This is a genomic window from Polyangium jinanense, assembly GCF_028435365.1.
Genome location: NZ_JAGTJJ010000037.1, coordinates 56,786 through 75,070, shown reverse-complemented (window position 1 = coordinate 75,070; position 18,285 = coordinate 56,786). Strand labels below are relative to the sequence as shown.

15 protein-coding genes are annotated in these 18,285 nt (G+C 69.0%); 11 read left to right on the top strand and 4 right to left on the bottom strand.

The genetic code is table 11. From position 1 onward, the window contains the following. Nucleotides 1-64: 64 nt before the first annotated feature. Nucleotides 65-1,663, top strand: a complete 1,599-nt coding sequence (locus tag KEG57_RS37965) for a PAS domain-containing protein (RefSeq protein ID WP_272425493.1) — start codon at nt 65-67, stop codon at nt 1,661-1,663. A gap of 1 nt (nt 1,664) precedes the next feature. On the opposite strand, the gene KEG57_RS37960 is transcribed toward KEG57_RS37965, so the two are convergent. Beyond that, the gene (locus KEG57_RS37960; RefSeq protein ID WP_272425492.1) at nt 1,665-2,852 is read right to left on the bottom strand and encodes a HEAT repeat domain-containing protein; all 1,188 of its coding nucleotides are present in this window, start codon (nt 2,850-2,852) and stop codon (nt 1,665-1,667) included. Between the two features lie 125 nt (nt 2,853-2,977). Between KEG57_RS37960 and KEG57_RS37955 the strand changes: the two genes are divergently transcribed. After that, a complete protein-coding gene (locus KEG57_RS37955; RefSeq protein WP_272425491.1) occupies nt 2,978-4,525 on the top strand; it encodes an alkaline phosphatase D family protein in 1,548 nt (515 codons plus the stop codon). Here the strand turns inward: KEG57_RS37955 and KEG57_RS37950 are convergent. Further along, on the bottom strand, nt 4,486-5,418 hold the full coding sequence (locus KEG57_RS37950) for a LysR family transcriptional regulator (protein WP_272425490.1): 933 nt from the start codon (nt 5,416-5,418) through the stop codon (nt 4,486-4,488). The genes KEG57_RS37955 and KEG57_RS37950 overlap by 40 nt on opposite strands. 128 nt (nt 5,419-5,546) lie before the next feature. Here KEG57_RS37950 and KEG57_RS37945 point away from each other — a divergent pair, with 128 nt between their 5' ends. The 6 genes from KEG57_RS37945 (at nt 5,547) to KEG57_RS37920 (ending at nt 14,769) form a co-directional block, all read left to right on the top strand. Next, on the top strand, nt 5,547-8,717 hold the full coding sequence (locus tag KEG57_RS37945) for an efflux RND transporter permease subunit (RefSeq protein ID WP_272425489.1): 3,171 nt from the start codon (nt 5,547-5,549) through the stop codon (nt 8,715-8,717). Further along, a complete protein-coding gene (locus tag KEG57_RS37940) occupies nt 8,714-9,985 on the top strand; it encodes an efflux RND transporter periplasmic adaptor subunit (protein ID WP_272425488.1) in 1,272 nt (423 codons plus the stop codon). Before KEG57_RS37945 ends, KEG57_RS37940 begins: the two co-directional genes overlap by 4 nt. 887 nt (nt 9,986-10,872) lie before the next feature. Beyond that, nucleotides 10,873-11,256 (top strand): ribosome-binding factor A, encoded by a 384-nt coding sequence (locus KEG57_RS37935; RefSeq protein ID WP_272425487.1) that lies wholly within the window; start codon nt 10,873-10,875, stop codon nt 11,254-11,256. After that, on the top strand, nt 11,253-12,380 hold the full coding sequence (locus KEG57_RS37930) for an RtcB family protein (protein ID WP_272425486.1): 1,128 nt from the start codon (nt 11,253-11,255) through the stop codon (nt 12,378-12,380). Before KEG57_RS37935 ends, KEG57_RS37930 begins: the two co-directional genes overlap by 4 nt. 423 nt (nt 12,381-12,803) lie before the next feature. Next, nucleotides 12,804-13,211 (top strand): hypothetical protein, encoded by a 408-nt coding sequence (locus KEG57_RS37925; RefSeq protein ID WP_272425485.1) that lies wholly within the window; start codon nt 12,804-12,806, stop codon nt 13,209-13,211. A gap of 442 nt (nt 13,212-13,653) precedes the next feature. Next, complete coding sequence (locus KEG57_RS37920; RefSeq protein ID WP_272425484.1) at nt 13,654-14,769, top strand: multiheme c-type cytochrome; 1,116 nt, start codon at nt 13,654-13,656, stop codon at nt 14,767-14,769. A 75-nt stretch (nt 14,770-14,844) separates the two neighbouring features. On the opposite strand, the gene KEG57_RS37915 is transcribed toward KEG57_RS37920, so the two are convergent. After that, the gene (locus tag KEG57_RS37915; protein WP_272425483.1) at nt 14,845-15,447 is read right to left on the bottom strand and encodes an RNA 2'-phosphotransferase; all 603 of its coding nucleotides are present in this window, start codon (nt 15,445-15,447) and stop codon (nt 14,845-14,847) included. 75 nt (nt 15,448-15,522) lie between these two features. On the opposite strand from KEG57_RS37915, the gene KEG57_RS37910 reads away from it, so the two are divergent. Continuing rightward, nucleotides 15,523-16,389: a LysR family transcriptional regulator gene (locus KEG57_RS37910; RefSeq protein ID WP_272425482.1), complete on the top strand. Its 867-nt coding sequence runs from the start codon at nt 15,523-15,525 to the stop codon at nt 16,387-16,389. A 38-nt stretch (nt 16,390-16,427) separates the two neighbouring features. Beyond that, entirely contained in the window at nt 16,428-16,994 is a 567-nt protein-coding gene (locus KEG57_RS37905) for a hypothetical protein (RefSeq protein WP_272425481.1), read from the top strand. 6 nt (nt 16,995-17,000) lie between these two features. Here KEG57_RS37905 and KEG57_RS37900 read toward each other — a convergent pair whose 3' ends face one another. Then, nucleotides 17,001-17,396 (bottom strand): VOC family protein, encoded by a 396-nt coding sequence (locus tag KEG57_RS37900; RefSeq protein ID WP_272425480.1) that lies wholly within the window; start codon nt 17,394-17,396, stop codon nt 17,001-17,003. Between the two features lie 112 nt (nt 17,397-17,508). On the opposite strand from KEG57_RS37900, the gene KEG57_RS37895 reads away from it, so the two are divergent. Then, nucleotides 17,509-18,285, top strand: coding sequence for a TetR/AcrR family transcriptional regulator (locus KEG57_RS37895; RefSeq protein WP_272459408.1), 777 nt, complete (start codon nt 17,509-17,511; stop codon nt 18,283-18,285).

The following is an 18,285-nucleotide window of genomic DNA, read 5'->3' as shown; positions in this document are numbered from 1 at the left end:
CCCGCTTGGCAGTTGACGGGCCCGGGGGAGTTTGGTTGCCTCCTCCTCTGGAGCGCCATTCACCATGAGCGATCGCACGGAAAGCGCGTACCTCACGTTCCTCGCGAGCCAGGAGCGCGAGCTCTGCGCCGCGATCTCGAGGGACGTCGCCGCAGAGATCCCGTTCCTCGGGAAGGCCGGTGCGGCCGAGGCCACAACGTGGGTCGAAGGGGTCGTGGCAGGCGTGATCCGCGTGCTCGCCGGCGAGGCGGAGACCGGGGAGCTCGTGGCCCATTTCGTGGACCTCGCGGGGCGGGGCGCCGCGGCCGAGGAGGTTGTCCGCGCGGTCACCGTCTGCCGGCGGCATGGCCTGCGCGTCTCGCTCCGCGCCCTGCCCGAGGTGTCGGGCGCGGCCGAGGGCACCTTGCGCCTCTCGGCCTGCTTCGACGCGGCCGCCGAGGGAATCGGCCGACACTACGCCAAGGTCGCCGAGGCGCGCTGTCGCGACGGCGCGGCGCGCTTTCGCAGCCTGGTCAGCGCGATCGGCAATGTCATCGTGATCGTCGACGAGGACGGTCGCATTTCCGACTGGAATGGCGAAGCCGAGCGCGTTTATGGTTGCCCCCGCGAGGAGGCGCTCGGCAAGGATTATTTCGAGACGTTCCTGCCGCCCGAGGTCCACGCGGCCATCCGGGCCGACATGCGCAAGGTGCTCGCGGGCGAACCCTCGCGGAGCTACGAGAACCCGGTCCTCTCGCGCGACGGCGCGATCCGGATCATCGAATGGAACGTCGATCGCGTGGTCGACGGCGAGGGCCGCCCCGTGGCCATCGTCGGGAGCGGCTACGACGTCACCGAGCATCGGCAGATCCGCGACAGGCTCGAACGGAGCCGGGCCGAGGTCCAGGCCATTCTCGACAACGCGCCCATCGTGGTCTTCGTCAAGGACCTCGAGGGCCGCTTCACCTTCGTGAACCGCCAGTTCGACGAGCTCTTCAACTTCGATCGCGGGTGGGCCGTCGGCAAGTTCGACGCGGATTTCCTCCCGCCCGAGGCCGTGAAGCAGAATCGCGACAACGACCTGGAGGCCCTCGCGGCGGGGCGCCCGCTGAGCAGCGAGGAGACCATCCCGGGCAAGGACGGCATCCACATCTACATGGTCTCGAAGTTCCCGATCTTCGACGAGGGCGGGGTTCCGTACGCGGTCTGCGGGATCGCCCTCGACATCACCACGCACAAGCGCGCCGAGGAGGAGCGAGCCGAGCTCGCCCAGAAGATCATCGACGCGCAACACGCGGCGCTGCGGGCGCTGTCGACGCCGCTCTTGCCGATCGCGAGCGGGGTCGTGCTCATGCCGCTCGTCGGGGCGATCGACGCGGGGCGCGCCGCGCTCGTGCTGGAGACGTTGCTCGACGGCGTGGGCACGCATCGGGCCGAGGTTGCGATCCTCGACATCACGGGCCTCAAGGACATCGACGCCGAGGTCGCGAGTGGCCTCGTGCAGGCGGCGCAGGCGGCGGCGCTGCTCGGCGCGGAGGTCGTGCTCACGGGCGTGCGGCCGGCGGCGGCGCGCGCGCTCATCGAGCTCGGCGTCGACATGCGCGGGATCAAGACGCTGAGCAGCTTGCAGCAGGGCGTGACGCACGCGATCATGCGATCCCGCGGCCGCGCCCTCTCCCGCTGAATCAACCACGCGGCGAGGCGAGCCACTTCCTCCAGGCCGCATCGTCGCGCCCGCCGAAATCCTTTCCGCTCACCTTCTTCAGGATCTTGTACGCGAAATCGTGGTTGTTCGGCTGCTCGAGCTCGAGCAGCGCGATCAGCGTGGGGCCGGCCTCCTTGATCACCTGCGCGTAGAGCTTCGCGCCGTCCGGCCGATCGACGAGGCCAAAGGTCACGGCGGCGGCCTTGTTGCGGTCGCTCATCGTGGGGCCGTTCAGATTCTTCAGCACCGGCGTCAGCGGCACGGCCACGTCGTGGTGGAACATGGCCACGTTCACGAGCACGCGCGTCGCGTTGTTGCGGACGAGCGCATCCGGATCGTCGAGCAGCGGCAGCATCAGGCCGACGAGCTTCTTGCCGTCCTTGATGTGGGCGAGCAGGAACGCCGCGGCGGCGCGATCCTTCGGATCCTTGTCCTCCTTCAGGATCTTGATGAGTTTGTCCTCGTTCGGCGGCACGTCCTTCACGAACTTCTCGCCATAGGGTGCGAGCTTTTCGTGCACGTACCCGCCCATGCAGTGGAATGCAGGGCACGCGACGCGCTCGGGGCCGATTTGTTTCTCGCGCATCATGCGGAAGAACGTGGACTCGTATTCCTTCCACGCCGCGAGCAGGCCCGCCGGATCCTCGAAATCGCCCTTGGGCTCGGGGCCGAACGTGAGGCGCTTCTTCATGTCCTTGCGCTCGACCACGTCCACCGTCACGTAGCCCTGCGGCACGTCGCCCATGTTGTAATAGGTGACCGGCGAGAGCTGGACCCAGCCGATGTCCTTGTGCTCGGCGAGGATGCCGTCGACCATCTCCTTCTCGAGCTTCTTCGTGAGCGCTTCGTCCTCGGTGTCGAACCAGCGCTGGAAAGTCTCGCCGAATCGTGTCCGCACCCAGGCGCCGTCGAACTTCTTCGTGCCGTAGACGTCGACGCCCTTGAGCACGGGCGCGGGCGCCGGAGGCGGCGCCGGCGGCGCGGGGGCGGCAGCCGAGGCCGTGGGCGCTGCAGTTACCGGCAGGGCCGGCGCGGGCGTCGCCGCGGGCGGCGGAGGCGGCGTCGCGGCGGCGACGTCCGGGGCCGGGGAACCGCCACACGCCGCGAGGGCAAGCAAGGCGAGGAGCACGAGGGGCGACGTGCGTCGGGAGAAAGTCAGGTTCGGCATGGGAGCCAAGCATGGGAGAGGGGCGCGGAAATGCACGTATCCCGAGGCCGCGGCGGGCGACGGGAACATGCTGCCCGGAACGCGGGGAGATGGTAGACTCCTCCGTCAGGGGAGGGCTTGCTCCTATGGATTCACCGCTTCCGATTACGGGCTCCTATGTCACCACGTTCGGCACGCTGCGGCTCGAAGCACGCGGCGACAAGGTGACGGGCAAATACACCCACGAGGACGGCTCCGTCACGGGCACACTCACGGGAAATACGATCCGCGGCACGTGGGTGCAGAAAGGCAATGCGAGCGAGGGGACGTTCGTGTTCGAATTCGATCGCGGCGCCAATGGATTCCGCGGCACCTGGGAGGGCGGCGGCAACGGTCCCTGGAACGGCGTGCGGCTCGAGCTCGCGCCCGCGGATCGCGGAGGTTTTCCCGGAGGCTGGAACAGCCTCGCCGAGGGCCCGCTCCTCGCCGGCCCGATGATCGGCGAGGTCTCCACGCAGAGCGCGTACATCTGGACGCAGGCCCGCTGCACCTCTCCCGTCACGCTCGTGGTCGCGACGGAGGGCAGCGAGGTTCGTCGTATCGTCAAGACGCCCACGTGGAACGAATGGCTCTGCCAGGTCTTCCACGTCGAGGACCTACGCCCCGGCGTCCCCTACACGTACTGGCTCGAAAGCACGCACGGAAAGACGCCGGCGCGTCCCCTCCCCCTCGCCCCTGCCCCCGACGCGCGCGCCGTGCGCATCGCATTCGGCTCGTGCCTCTGCTTCTACCACCATCCCGAGCTCCCCATCCTCGACGCCATCGAGCGCGACGCGCCGGCCTGTCTCGCGATGATCGGGGACAACACCTATTATTACCAGTTCGACTGGCAGAGCGAGCACACCATGATGCTCGCCCAGCTCCGCGCCCGCAACAATCCCTCGTTCCGGCGCCTCGTCTCGGCCTTGCCGACCGTCGGCGTCTGGGACGACCACGATTTCGGCCCCAACGACGCCGACAATCGTTTCTCCGGCAAGGACATGGCGCTGCGCACGTTCCGCCGCTCCTGGGCGAATGCCCGCTGGGGCACGAATGCCACCGCCGGCGTCTTCTCCTCGGTTCGAATGGGCCCGGCCGAGCTCTTCCTCCTCGACAGCCGCTGGTATCGCAATCAGCCCGCGCACACCCTGCTCGGCGAGGCGCAGCTCGTCTGGCTCGTCGAATCCCTCGAAAGGAGCACGGCGCCCGTCAAGATCATCGCCTCGCCGACGCAGGTCCTCGCCGACGCCGCCGTCGCGAAGGGCTGGGAATGCTTCCGCCGCGACGCGCCCCAGGAGCTCGAAGGATTGCTCGGCGAGATCGAGGCGCGCGACATCCGCGGCGTGGTCTTCGTGAGCGGCGATCTGCACATGGCGAACCTCTTCCACCAGGAAGGCCGCGATCTGCACGGCCGCCGCGGCCCCGAATGGTGGGAGCTCACCACGAGCCCGCTCGCCAATGACCCGTGGATGGAGGCGATCGCCGGCAAGGATCGATACCTCGTCGCCGAGGTCGTCGATCGCAACAATTACGGCCTTATCGACATCGACCTTGATCGCAAGGGCAAGGAGGTCTTGCTCGTCTGCAAGGACGAACAAGGCCGCGTCCTCTTCGATCAGCCGATCGCGCTCCCCACGCTCGCCGTCCGCCGTTGATCGGCCTTCTTCTTTTTCACGAACGTGCTTCGTACGAAGCCGATGAACTCCCGCAAGGCCGGGGCCGTGTCGTCGGCGCGCCATACGATGTACAGCGTCGCGCGCGGCGCGCCCACGATGGGCCGGATGGCGAGGCCTTTGCGGCCGGCGCGACGGATCGATCCGGGCATGATCGCGAGGCCGAACCCCGCGGCGACGAGGCTCACGATGTCGTCGAGCTGCGGAGCCTCCTGCACGATCCGCGGCGTGAAGCTCGCGTCGCGGCAAAACGCCATGATCTGATCAAAAAACGCCGGGCTGCGTTGCCGGGGGAAAATGACGAACGGCTCGTGCGCGAGCATCCCGAGCGGGATACGTTTGTGCTCGGCGAGCCGGTGCCCGGCCGGTAACACGGCAACCAGCGGATCCCGCGCCACGCACGCGAAGGAGAGCGACGCATCGTCGACCCGGCCACGCAGGAGGCCCACGTCGATCGTGCCTTCCTTGAGCGCGTCGATCTGCGCCTGCGGCGACATCTCGCGCAGGGCGATCTCGACCTTCGGGAATCGCTCGTGGAAGGCGCGCAAGAGATCGGTGATCCCGCTGTATGCGAGCGACGAGATGTAGCTCACGGCGACCCGCCCGATCTCGCCGACGCTCGCGCGGCGAGCCTCGTGGACGGCCAGGTCGAGCGCTTCGAGCAGGCCGCGAATACGGCCGAGGAACACCACGCCGGCGGGCGTGAGCTCCACGCGCCGCCGCGCGCGGTCGAACAGTTCGAACCCGAGCTCCGCTTCGAGCTCCTGGATCTGCCGGCTCAGCGGGGGCTGCGTCATACGCAGCCTCCGCGCTGCGCGGCCGAAGTGTTTCTCCTCGGCGACGGTCAAGAAGTAGCGCAGGTGGCGCAGTTCCATACCTGCAGGGTATCAGACGATGCCCCGGAATGCATTGGACCGTGGCGACCGGCCCCAGGAAGCTTCCTGTGCCCTCGGCTCGTCCCGTTTTTCCGGGCCTGACCTTCGAGGGCCGCAGGGAGTGGCACATGTGGCTCGTCGTCACTGCGCTCAAGCGCCCATACACCTTCATCGTGATGTCGATGCTCATCGTCCTCACGGGGGTGTTCACCATCCTCCGGATGCCGACCGACATCTTTCCGGAGATCGACATCCCGGTGATCTCCGTGATCTTCAACTACGGCGGTTTGCCGCCGGAGGAGATGGAGAAGCGGGTCGTCAACAACTACGAGCGTTTCCTCACCACCATCGTCAACGACATCGAGCACGTCGAGAGCCAATCGCTCACGGGCATCGCCATCGTAAAAGTTTACCTCCAGCCCGGCGCGAGCGTCGAAGCCGCGACGGCGCAGATCACCGCGGCCTCGCAGGTCGCGATTCGCCAGATGCCGCCGGGCATGACGCCGCCGCTCGTCATCCGCTACAGCGCCTCCAACGTGCCGATCATGCAGGCCGCGCTGGAGAGCGAATCGCTGAGCGAGCAGCAGCTCTTCGACTACGGCGTGAACTTCATCCGCGCCGACATCGCGACCATCAAGGGCGTGCAGATCCCCTGGCCCTACGGCGGCAAGCAGCGCCAGATCATGGTCGACATCGATCCGGCGCGCCTCTACGCGTGGGGCCTGTCGCCGCGTGACGTGAACGCGGCCATCGGCCTGCAGAACGTCATCCTGCCGGCCGGCTCGGCCAAGATGGGGGAAAACGAGTACCCCGTCATCATGAACTCGAGCCCCGCCGCGCTCGAGGAGCTCGGCAACCTGCCGCTCAAGACCGTCGACGGCAAGACCATCTACGTTCGGGACGTCGCGAACATCCGCGACGGCAACGCGCCGCAGCAGAGCATGGTGCACGTCGGCGGCCAGCGCAGCGTGCTCATGACCATGCTGAAGGGCGGCAACGCGAGCACGCTCGACGTCGCCTCGCGCATCCGCGACATGCTGCCGGGGACGATGGAGAAGCTGCCCAAGGACCTCCGGGCGACGCTCCTCTTCGATCAGTCCCTCTTCGTGCGCGCGGCCGTCGAGGGCGTCGTGCACGAGGCGCTCATCGCCGCGGTCCTCACGGCGCTCATGATCCTGCTCTTCCTCGGGAGCTGGCGAAGCACGCTCATCGTCGTCGTCTCGATCCCGCTCTCGATCCTGGTCTCGATCATCATCCTGAACGCCCTCGGCCACACGCTGAACACGATGACGCTCGGCGGCATGGCCCTCGCCGTCGGCATCCTCGTCGACGACGCCACGGTCGCGATCGAGAACATCCACCGGAACCTCGGCCAGAGGAAGACGTTCATCCGCGCGATCGTCGACGGCGCCCAGGAGATCGCGGTCCCCGCGCTCGTCTCCACACTGTGCATCTGCATCGTGTTCGTGCCGGTCGCGTTCATCACGGGCGCGGCGAAGTCGCTCTTCATCCCGCTCGCGCTGGCCGTCGTGTTCGCGATGCTCATGTCGTACGTCCTCTCCCGGACGCTCGTGCCCACGCTCGTCCGGCTCCTTTTGGCGCGCGAGTCCGAGGAACACGCATCTGGCCATCACGAGGCGCCGAAGAGCGTGTTCGGCCGCATCTTCGTGCGGTTCAACCACGCCTTCGATCGGCTGCGGACGTCCTACGGAAAGCTCCTCGCGTGGACGCTCGCGCACCGCGTCGCGTTCGTGGGCGGCTTCCTCGCCTTCGTCGCCGCGTCCGTCTCGCTCTTCCCGCTCCTCGGACGCGACTTCTTCCCGCGCGTCGACGCGGGCCTCATCAAGCTCCACGTCCGCGGCGCGCCGGGCACGCGACTCGAGGAGAGCGAACATCGCTTCGCGCGCATCGAGGACACGATCCGCGAGGTGATCCCCCCGCGCGAGATCGAGACGATGATCGACAACATGGGCATCCCGGCGAGCGGCATCAACCTCTCGCTGAGCGAGGGCGCCCTCATCTCCTCGGCCGACGGGCAGATCCTGATCGCGCTGAAGAAGGGCCACGCGCCGACCGAGACGTACGTCCAGAAGCTCCGCGAAAAACTCAACGCGAGCTACCCCGACACGACCTTCTTCTTCCTCCCGCCCGACATCACGACGCAGGTCCTGAACTTCGGCCTGCCCGCCCCCATCAACGTCCGCGTCGTGGGACCGATCGGCAAGGAAGAGGAGACGTACGGCGTCGCGGAGACCCTCGCCGCGCGCATGAAGCAGATCCCCGGCGCGGTCGACGTCCACCTCGCGCAGGTCATGCGCCGGCCGCAGCTCCGCATCGAGGTCGACCGCACGATGGCCGACCAGATGGGCCTTACGCAACGTGACGTCGCCAGCGACATCCTGGTCTCGCTCTCGTCGAGCGGGCAGGTCTCGCCGAGCTACTGGCTCGACAAACGCGGCGTGCAGTACCTCGTCGCCGTGCAGACGCCCCAGTACGCGGTGGGCTCGGTCGACGCCCTCAACGCGACCCCGCTCTCGACGGGCGATGGGCGGCCTCAGCTCCTCTCGAACGTCGCGCAGGTCCAGCGCGACACCGGGCCCGTGAACGTCACGCACTACAACGTGGCGCGGACCTACGACGTCCAGGCGAACGTCGAAGGCACCGACCTCGGCTCCGTCGCGAGCGCCGTCTCGAAGCTCGTCGACGGCATGCAGAGCGGGCTGCCGCGCGGCACGAAGGTGACCGTGACGGGGCAGGTCGAGAGCATGGACTCCTCGTTCCGGGGCCTCGGCTACGGCCTCTTGTTCGCGATCGTGCTCGTGTACCTGCTCATGGTCGTGAACTTCCAGTCGTGGCTCGATCCCTTCGTCATCCTGATGGCCCTGCCCGGCGCCATCGCGGGGATCGCGTGGATGCTCTTCCTCACGCGCACCACGCTGAGCGTGCCCGCGCTCATGGGGTCGATCATGTGCGTCGGCGTGGCCACGGCGAACTCGATCCTCGTCGTCACGTTCGCCAACGATCAACGAAAGCTCGGCCGCGACGCGACGGCCGCAGCCCTGGCCGCGGGCATGACGCGCCTGCGCCCGGTGCTCATGACCGCGCTCGCCATGATCATCGGCATGCTCCCCATGTCGACGGGTCTCGGCGAGGGCGGCGAGCAAAACGCGCCTCTCGGCCGCGCGGTCATCGGCGGCCTCCTCCTCGCGACAGTGACCACGCTCTTCTTCGTGCCGGTGATGTACAGCATCCTCCGCAAGAAGGCGCCCATGACGGATCCGCTGACGGAGTCGCTATGAGCCCCAACGAGTCCCCTTCCATCCCCGAGTCGCAGTCCACCCCGAAAGCCGACGACCTCGGCTTCGACCTGCCGCAGCCCGCGGCGCTCTCCCGGACGCAGGTGGTCGCCGCATGCACGGCGCTCGTCCTCGTGCTCGGGGGCGTCTTCGCCGTGACCTACTTGCCCCGCCGGAGCGCCCGCGCGGCGCTCGAGGCGGGCGTGAAGGCGGCCGAGACCACGGCGCCACGCGTCGAGGTTCTCACGCCGAAGGTCACGTCGAGTGATCGCTCGCTCGTGCTGCCGGGCAGCATCCGGCCGCTCGAGGAGACGGTCGTCTACCCGCGCGTGAGCGGCTACGTCCGCAAGTGGAACGTCGACATCGGCGACAAGGTCACGGAGGGGCAGGTCCTCGCCGAGATCGACACGCCCGAGCTCGATCGCGAGCTCATGCAGGCGAACGCCGAGCTCACGCAGGCCAAGGCCGCGCTGGTCCGGGCCGAGGCGAGCCGCGATCTGTCGAAGTCGAACCTCGCGCGGTACGAAAAGCTCGTGCCCGCGGGCGTGGCCTCGCAGGAGGACCTCGAGCAGCGGCAGGGGCAGGCGCGCGTCGACGCGGCGAGCGTGACGGTGGCGCAAGCGTCCATCACGGCCGCGTCGGCGAACATCCAGCGCACCCGTGATCTGAAGGCGTTCGCAAAGATCGTCGCGCCGTTCGCGGGCACGATCGTCTCCCGCTCGGTCGAGCGTGGGGCGCTCGTCTCGGCGGGCAACGGCACGCCGCTCTTCCGGATCGCCGCGACGGATCCCGTGCGGGTCTTCGTCGGCGTCCCGCAGGACATCGCGCCGGGCGTGAAGGTCGACGCGAAGGCCAAGGTCACGGTGCGTGAGTTCGCGGGGCAGAACTTCGAGGGCACGGTGGCGCGCACGTCGGGCGCGCTCGACGCGGCCACGCGCACGATGAACACCGAGGTGCGCGTGCCGAACCCCGACAACAAGCTCCTTTCGGGCATGTATGCCGAGGTCTCGCTCACCTTGCCCTTGCCGCACCGCGTGCTCGAGGTGCCTGCGACCGCGCTCTACAACGACGCGAAGGGCCTTCGCGTGGCGGTCGTGGACGCGGAGAACAAGATCCGCTTCGCGCCCATCACGGTCGAGCGCGACACGGGCGCGACGATCCTCATCTCGACCGGCCTCGACGGCAGCGAGCGCGTCGTGAAGCTTGCAAACGTGCAACTTGTCGAGGGGACGAAGGTCGAAATTTTGCTCCCCACGCCCCCTCAGAAGTAGCGAACTGCCCGTTCAGCGGCCGCCGCCGCCGGGCGATCCCCCCCCGTCTGCCCTCCCGAAGTCGATCCCCCGGTCCCCGGAGTCGATCCCCCGGTCCTACCGGTCGATCCCCCGGTCCCCGAAGTCGATCCCCCGGTCCCCGGAGCTGATCCCCCGGTCCCGGGAGCCGATCCCCCCGCCCCGCCCGTCGATCCCCCGGTCCCGGGAGTTGATCCCCCGGTCCTACCGGTTGATCCCCCTGGGGGATTGTGTTCCCGGACCCGGGGATTGGGTGCCTGGGCTCGGGGGCTGTGTGCCTGGGCTCGGGGGTTGTGTGCCCGTCTGCGGAGGTGTCGTACCCGGTCCGGGAGGCGCCCCGGGCAAGCCCTCCGGTGGACAAGCCAACCCCTCGCCCGTGCCCTGCTCCACGCCGGGCGGACAGACGTACGGCGTCCGCGTCCCGGGCATCTGGCCGCGTTGTGTTCCTTGGTTATCGTCCCGGTCCTGCCCCTGCCCTGCGGAGCCGTTCTGGCCCGCGCCGCCGGGTTGTTCCGGACAACTGCCGGCTCCGTTTTGCGCGTAGGCCGCGCCGACCCATCCCATCCAGATGCCGAGCGCAGCCGCTCCGCGTTTCCACCCACGAGCCATGACGTGCCTCCGTCGTTATCGGGCGGCGACCCCGCCGCCCCCCGCGTTTCGTCCCGCGTGCAAGGCGCGAGCCGCTTGCAATTCGCCAGGCCATCGGGCATTCTCATCGACCCGAAGGAGGCCCGTCATGCGACCGATTGCGACGATGAGCCTCGCCCCGACGTCTCCCTGACGCCGGCGAGGCTCCTACCCCGGACCGAACGAAGCGCGCCGCGAGGACACGCGGCAGGCACGGGTTCGTCACGCAGTCGGAGCATGGAATGACGAGAGATCGTTCGCGGGGCCGCGCTGGCTCCGCTCGGGATGCAGATTCGTTTTTCGGAACGGCGGAGGACCGGAAGGTCGAGCGCAAAGAGCGCCAGCTCTGCCGGCAGGTGCAAGAAGCGGTGAGCGAAGCGCTCGCCGGACTGGAGGACGACGTCCTCCTCGAGGTGTGGGTGGCCGACGTGGAGCCCGCACCCGACGCAGGAAGGCTCGCGGTGCTCGTGCAGGCGCCGCGGGGCACGTCGCCCGAGGAAGTGGCGGCGCGGCTCGAAAAAGTGGCCGGGTATCTGCGCGCGGAGGTGGCGAGCGCGATCACGCGGAAGCGCGTGCCGACATTGATTTTCCGCGTATTGCCACCCGAGACGGGAGGAGAATCGTGACCGCGCACGTCGCGACGTTCCTCCCCGACGGAACGAGCGCCGAGCTTCGTGCGGCGCTCGCGCGGCTCGCGCGAACCGAGGATGTCGTGCACGTCGCGGTGATGCCGGACGCGCACGTCGCCGAGGAGGTCTGCGTGGGCACGGTGACAGCCACGACGCGGCGGATCCTGCCCGCCGCGGTCGGGGGCGACATCGGCTGCGGAATGGTGGCCGTGCGTCTCCAGGCAGGCGCCGATCTGCTCGCCGATCGCGAGCAGGCGGCGCGGCTGCTCGCGGGGTTTTACCAGCACATTCCGCACGTCCTGCACTCTGCCGCCGCGGCGCCGGAGCTGCCGGACGAGCTGCGGGAGGCGCCAATCGGCGACGGTGCGTTCGAAGCGATGAAGCGGCGCGAGGGCCGGATGGAGTTCGGCACGCTCGGCCGGGGAAACCATTTCCTGGAGGTGCAACGCGACGACGAAGAATCGTTGTGGCTGCTCGTGCATTCGGGCTCCCGCGCGATGGGGCCGGCCATCCGGCACCATTTCGAGGGCCGCGCGGAGCGTGATCCCTCGGGGCTCGCGTTCCTCGAAGCGGACAGCGAGGCCGGGCGGGCCTATCTCGACGCCGCGGGATGGGCCGCGCGATATGCGCAGGCGAGCCGGGCGCGCATGCTCGACGCGGCAATCGAGCTCTTCGGCGAGCTCTTCGGCGCCGTTGCCGATTCAAGCTCACGCCTGGAAATCGACCACAACCACGTACGACGCGAATCCCACGGCGGGCGCGAGCTCTGGGTGCACCGCAAAGGCGCCATGGGGCTCCCGGCAGGCGAACCCGGCGTGGTGCCCGGCTCGATGGGCAGCGAGAGCTTTCACGTCGAAGGCCGCGGCCACCCCGAGGCGCTCGATTCCTCGGCGCACGGGGCCGGCCGCGCATACTCGCGAGCCGAAGCGCGCAAGCGCATCGGGCAGCGGCAGCTCCTCCGCGAAGCCGAGGGCGTGTGGTTCGACCACCGCATCGCCGATCGGCTGCGCGAGGAGGCGCCGAGCGCATACAAGGACATCGGCGCAGTGATGCGCGCGCAGCGAGAGCTCGTGCGCATCGTGCGGCGGCTCCGGCCGGTGCTCGTGTACAAGGCGGCGTGAGCCTCACGTCTCATCGCGAGGCGTCGCGCCGGGGCGCTGCCCCGGACCCCGCGGGGGCTGTTCGCCCCTCGACCCGAACCAGGGCAAGCCCTGGACTCGGGGTGGAAGAACTGCGCGATGCGCAGTTCTTCCAACGGGCCAGTGGCAAGACCAGGAAGGTGCGTTGCACGCTGGCGACGGGGCACGTTGCCTGTTGAAGCCTCAGCGCCGCGATCTTGATGGGCAGGGTCGTCGTTGGTCTTGAGCTGGCCTGTTCGATGAACTGCGCGATGCGCAGTTCATCGACCCCGGGTCCAGCGCTTGCGCTGGTCCAGGTCCAGGGGCGGATAGCCCCGGTGGGGCCTGGGGCAAAGCCCCAGCGCGGCGCCTCCCAGATGAGACCAATGCTCAGGGCTGGGGGTGAGGCTAGACTTGCCCCCCGCCATGTCCGAGCCCACGTGGAAAAAGCTCGTCGAGCAGCTCAAGCGGAAAGGCCACGAGAGCCCATACCTCGACCGCCTGCGGGATCGCGTGCCGACCCACCTCGGCGGCAACGATCTCGCCGCCGAGATCCTTCGCGAGATGGCCTCCTCGCTCGGCCGCTCGGAGGACAAGATCAATGCTGCCCTGCTCGAACTCGAAGTCCTCGGGCTCGCCATCGACGAGCTCGTGGCCGCTGGGGCCGAGCGCAACCAGGTCGAGATTCGCGTCCGCGTCGCCGCCTTCAACGAGGGGTGCGCGCGGGCCGAGCTGGCCCTCTGGGAGCTTCGCGTTCACCGCGAGGCGCTCGGCTTCTTGCGGAATGACGACCTCGCCACCCTGTATCCGATCCCGCCGCGTCGTCGCGCCTGAGCTGGGGCTTTGCCCCAGACCCCACGGGGGCTGTCCGCCCCTCGACCCGGACCAGCGCAAGCGCTGGACCCGGGGTCGATGAACTGCGCATCGCGCAGTTCATCGAACAGGCCGAGGCAAGATTGGCGACGACCTTGCCAGTCAAGACGGCAGCGCCGGGCATTTGAACCGGCACCGGTGTCCCCGTCGCCAGCCTGAAACGGACCTCCACAGTCTTGCCACCGGCCCGTTGGAAGAACTGCGCATCGCGCAGTTCTTCCACCCTCGGTCCAGGCCGTGCCTGGTCCGGGTCGAGGGGCGGACAGCTCCCGCGGGGTCCGGGGCAGCGCCCCGGCGCGACGGCTTCCGACGAGACCGAATGGTTCCCGCAGCGCGGGAAAGGTGATACGTCACGAGACGGCCCTGGCCGTTCGTTCCTATGCTGCTGCGCCCTTCCCTGTTGATGTCCTTTTGCCTCCTCGCTGGGTGCATCCGCGAGGACGTCCTCACGGATGGGCAAGTGACATCGGTGCCGGCGCCTCTGGCCATCGCCTCGTCCGAGCCTGCTCCGGCGGACGTCGCCCCCGCGGCGAGCGTCCCCATGCCTCGCGCTTATCGCAAGCGGCTCGATGCGGCCGTCGCGCTCAATGCGACGTGCGTCGCGTGCCATGCCGACGAGGCCAGGCAATGGCAGGGCTCGCACCACCAGCAATCGAACCTCAATCCGGCGTATCGCACGGCGTTCGCGATCGAGCCCTCGCCCTTCTGCCGCGGCTGCCACGCGCCGGAGGGGGATCCCCGGATCGAGCCGCCCAAGGCCGTGAGCGAGCTCGGCGTCGGCTGCGTGACCTGCCACGTCACTGAAGAAGGCTTTGTCCTTGCCGCGGCCTCTTCCGGCGACGACGCCACCCGCGCGCCGCACCCTTTGCGCCGCTCGACTGCCTTCAGCCAAACGGGCGGCTGCTCCGGTTGCCACGAATTTCGTTTCCCGATGGGCTTTGGCAATGACGACGGCCAGTTCATGCAGACAACGGCGCGCGAGCACCTGCGCTCGCCTGCGGCTGGGAAGGCTTGCGCCGAGTGCCACATGCCGCTCGTCGGGGGCCGCCGCTCGCACGCCTTCGCTGAGGTCCGGGATCCCGCCTGGTTACGGAAGAACCTGAAGGCCACGGCCGAACGCGCCGAGGAGAACAGCCTCCGCATCACGCTCGTCCAGCCCGCGCCGGGGCATGATTTCCCCACGGGCGACCTCTTCCGCCGCCTCGAAGTCGGCTGCGAGCTCAAAGACGAGCGCGGGACCGTCCTTCGCCGCGAGGTCCGCCACCTCGCGCGCCATTTCCAGATCATCCCCGGACAACCCGGCCGGCACCTCGCCGCCGACGACCGCGTGGGCCGGGATCCGAAGGTCGTCGACCTCGACATCACGCCTCCCTCCGGGGCGCCGCAGCGCGGGACGCTCTCCTGGTGGGTGCGTTATCAGCGTGTGGCCACGGTCGGGACCGGGACGAACCCGGCCGATGCGAAGGTCGAGTCCGAGGTTTTGCTTCATTCGGGGGACATTCCGTGGGGCACGAAATAACCGCTTTTTCCCACGCTGCTCTGTTATGAGCCCAGAAACCCTCGTCGGCTCATGATCACGCAGAACGGCAAGTGATCACGATCGGCGAAAGCCAAACCGCGCTCGAACCGACGCCTCGGCCTGCTTCGCCGCGCGCGTCGTGCAGACGAGGTCCACGATGCACGACGAAGGGACGTGGCGCACGAGCACGACGCCGTTTTGCGCCTCCCACACGCCCTGCCCTGCGCCCTGCAATCGCTCGACCGAGATCTCCAGCATGACCGGGGTCGCCGAGCGCTTGCCGACCTTGCTCTCGAGGGTCGGGGCCAGGTGCACGTGGGTGCGCTTCTGCGGATAGAGGCCTTCCCGCGCGATCGGGGCCGTCGCCTCGACCGTGGTCCCGTGCCAGAGGCTGCCGCCGGCCATGTATGGCTGCCATGACGCCTCCAGGGCCTCGAGCGTGACGGGCATGTTCTCGGTCGAATGGCCCTGGCAGGCGCGCACGCGGTCGCCTTCGAGCGTCAGGCGGCTCTTGTTGTTCGTCGCGACCACCTCTTCGAGGGCCGCGCGGCTGATACGGAGGTAACGCAGCACCTCGGGCACGGGCACCCAGCCGGCCGCATCCATCGATACGCCGGCCTCGCGCGCCCCGTGGCGGAGGAGCCAAGAGAGGGTCTTGCTAAGCTCTACGGTGTTCATGAGGCCCGAGCGTAGCGAACCGAGCCATCGGCGGAAGTCGTCTTTTCGGATGAGCTATCATCCTGACGGATAGTCATGCTGGAGACCTCCTGGCTCTACGCCTTCGCCGCCTTCGCCGAACACAAGAACTTCACGCACGCCGCCCGCGCCCTCGGCCTCTCGCAACCCGCGTTGCATGCACAGGTGCAGAAGCTCGCGGAGGTCGTCGGCACGCCGCTCTACCGCCGCGTCGGCCGCGCCCTCGTGCTCACGGACGGCGGCGAGCGGGTCGCGGCGTATGCGCGGAGGACGCTTGCGCAGCAGGTCGAGTTCGTCGAGGGCCTGCGCGTGGGGAGGCCGCGCGCGCGCGTGGTGCTTTCCGCGGGCGAAGGGGCGTACCTCTACCTCATCGGCGAGGCCGTGCAGCGCTCGGTGCGTGATGCGCGCACGCCGCTCTCGCTGCTCGTGCGGGACGCGGCGGGCACGCTCGCGGCCGTGCGCACGGGTGAGGCGCACGTGGGCGTGCTCCCGCTGGAAACGCGGCCGCCGCGGATCGTGGTGGAGCCGCTCGCCGTCGTCGGGCAGATGCTCGTGGTGCCCGAGAGCCACCCGCTCGCTTCCAAGGAGCGCGTGGAGCTCACCGATCTCGAAGGCGCCGCGCTCGTCGTGCCGCCCGAGGGCCAGCCGCAACGCGTGATGCTCGAGGAGTCGCTCCGCGCCGCGGGCGTGCGCTGGGACGTGGCCGTCGAGGTGCGCGGCTGGCCGCTCACGTTGCGGCTTGCGCGGCTCGGCGCCGGGCTCGCGATCGTCAACGATTTCTGCCGCCTGCCGTCCGGCCTCGTGGGTCGCCCGATCGCTGGGTTGCCCAGCCAAACCTACGCCGCGATCCGCCTCGCCGACGCGCCGCTCGAAGGCGGCACCGAGCGTGTCTGGCGGCGCTTGCTCTCCGCGGCGCGACGTTGATCACGCGGCCCCGATCGAGCGATACTCGCGCGCTCCCGATGCCTTGCGCCGAACCGCTCTTCCGTGCCGCCTTCCTCGCGACGATGCTCGGCGCGCTCGCGGGCTGCGCGAAGCCGCCGGAGACCGTGTATTTCGTGGCCGTGGGCGCGCGGGACGAGGTGCCCAAGGCCCGCGGCGCATGCCGCATCGCCGAGGCCCGGCCGAGCGCGCCGGTCCATTTCGATCCCGCGGGCCAGACCTACGAGGCCGTCGATCCCGGCCGCGTGCGGATCCCCTGTGAGCAAGGCGTCGTCGTGCTCGACGTGCGCCGCCCGAGCCGCGTCCGCGTCGACACGACCCAGGCCGCCAAGCGCGGCGATTTGCTCGTCATGGAGCTCCAGGCCTTCGACGACGCGGGAGCGCGCCTCTCGCTCGGACGCGCGCCCGTTGCGTGGTCGTTCACGGGCGCGCTTGGTCCGCGCCGTCCGCCTGCGTGTACGGGCGCGGAGACGGCGTGCGCGCCGGAAAATGCCGGGTATGCGGTGGCCTTCGACGAGGGCGAGGGTCAGGTCCTCGCGCGGTTCGGCGGGCTCTCGTCGCGGATCGTGGTGACGGTCTTGCCTTGAGGGCGGTTATGCCTCGGGCGGCGTCATCCACTGGACGAACTGCACGAGGATCCCGTTCGGGTCCGTGACCTGGAAAAACCGCTCGCCCCACGGCTCGGTCTGGAGCGGCGTCGTGATGGACACGCCCTCTTCGCGCAGCCGCGCCTCCTCGGCGTCCACGTCGGCCACGACGAACGCGAGGAGCAAGCCGCCGGCGTGCGCGTGCTTCAGCGTCTCCGGCTGCAGCGAGGAGAGCCCTTGGCGCAGGAAGATGAGGTTGTACCCGACGTCCTTGCGGGCCATCGACACGAAGCCGTCGGCCGCCATCGCCGGGGCAAACCCCATGTGCCGCACGAAGAAATCGCGTGAAGCCTCGACATCCTTGACGTTGAGCGAAATTGCCGACGCGGTGGTTGCTTGCATGCGTGTGTTCCTCGATCCTCGGGAAGGCCCCTGGTGAAGGTGGACATCAACTGTGTACAATGTACAGTGTACGTAGTACGTAGTTTTCGTCAAGGGGCTGGAGACCGATTTCATGCCGCCGAACAAACCCGCGACCCCGGATCCCGCGCGCACGCTTTCGCTTCTGTGGCGGCACAGCCTGGAACCCTCGCGGACGCGGGGGCCGCGGCCGTCGCTCACCGTGGACCGGGTCGTCGAGGCTGCGATCACGCTCGCCGACGAACAGGGGCTCGACGCGGTCACGGTGCGCTCGGTGGCGCAGGCCGTGGGCGCGTCCCCGATGTCCGTCTACACGTATGTGCCAGGAGGAAAAACCGAGCTGATCGAGCTGATGCTCGACGCGGTGTACCTCCGCGCCGATCGGCCGGCGTGGGACGGGCTCGGCTGGCGCGAGCGGGTGCTGTCCGTCGCGAACCAGAACCGCGCGCTCCACGCCGCGCATCCGTGGCTGATCCACGCATCCACGAGCCGCCCGCCGCTCGGTCCGGGCGTGATCACGAAGTACGAGTACGAACTCTCGGCGTTCGACGGCCTCGGTTTGTCGGACGTCGAGGTCGACGCGGCGCTCACGTTCGTCCTCGGCTTCGTGCAGGCGAACGCGCGCAGCGCGGCCGAGGCGGCGGCGCTCCCCGAGGCCACGGCGATGACCGACGCGGCGTGGTGGGAGGCGCAGGCGGAGCTCATCGGCCGGGTCGTCGATCCCACGAAGTTTCCGCGGGCCACGCGCATCGGCGAAGCGGCGGGCGCGGCCCAGGGCGGGGCTTATCAGGCCGATGCGGCGTATCGGTTTGGCATGGACCGCGTCCTCGATGGCCTCGGTCAGCTCGTCGAGCGGAGGAAAGAGGCTTGA

Excerpts from the sequence above, each read along its gene's own strand:
- KEG57_RS37905 (WP_272425481.1), top strand. The coding sequence starts at position 16,428 with ATGCCTTGCGCCGAACCGCTCTTCCGTGCCGCCTTCCTCGCGACGATG.
- KEG57_RS37940 (WP_272425488.1), top strand. The coding sequence starts at position 8,714 with ATGAGCCCCAACGAGTCCCCTTCCATCCCCGAGTCGCAGTCCACCCCG.
- KEG57_RS37945 (WP_272425489.1), top strand. The coding sequence starts at position 5,547 with ATGTGGCTCGTCGTCACTGCGCTCAAGCGCCCATACACCTTCATCGTG.
- KEG57_RS37955 (WP_272425491.1), top strand. The coding sequence starts at position 2,978 with ATGGATTCACCGCTTCCGATTACGGGCTCCTATGTCACCACGTTCGGC.
- KEG57_RS37925 (WP_272425485.1), top strand. The coding sequence starts at position 12,804 with ATGTCCGAGCCCACGTGGAAAAAGCTCGTCGAGCAGCTCAAGCGGAAA.
- KEG57_RS37915 (WP_272425483.1), bottom strand. The coding sequence starts at position 15,447 with ATGAACACCGTAGAGCTTAGCAAGACCCTCTCTTGGCTCCTCCGCCAC.
- KEG57_RS37960 (WP_272425492.1), bottom strand. The coding sequence starts at position 2,852 with ATGCCGAACCTGACTTTCTCCCGACGCACGTCGCCCCTCGTGCTCCTC.
- KEG57_RS37895 (WP_272459408.1), top strand. The coding sequence starts at position 17,509 with ATGCCGCCGAACAAACCCGCGACCCCGGATCCCGCGCGCACGCTTTCG.
- KEG57_RS37935 (WP_272425487.1), top strand. The coding sequence starts at position 10,873 with ATGACGAGAGATCGTTCGCGGGGCCGCGCTGGCTCCGCTCGGGATGCA.
- KEG57_RS37950 (WP_272425490.1), bottom strand. The coding sequence starts at position 5,418 with ATGGAACTGCGCCACCTGCGCTACTTCTTGACCGTCGCCGAGGAGAAA.
- KEG57_RS37965 (WP_272425493.1), top strand. The coding sequence starts at position 65 with ATGAGCGATCGCACGGAAAGCGCGTACCTCACGTTCCTCGCGAGCCAG.
- KEG57_RS37900 (WP_272425480.1), bottom strand. The coding sequence starts at position 17,396 with ATGCAAGCAACCACCGCGTCGGCAATTTCGCTCAACGTCAAGGATGTC.
- KEG57_RS37920 (WP_272425484.1), top strand. The coding sequence starts at position 13,654 with ATGTCCTTTTGCCTCCTCGCTGGGTGCATCCGCGAGGACGTCCTCACG.
- KEG57_RS37910 (WP_272425482.1), top strand. The coding sequence starts at position 15,523 with ATGCTGGAGACCTCCTGGCTCTACGCCTTCGCCGCCTTCGCCGAACAC.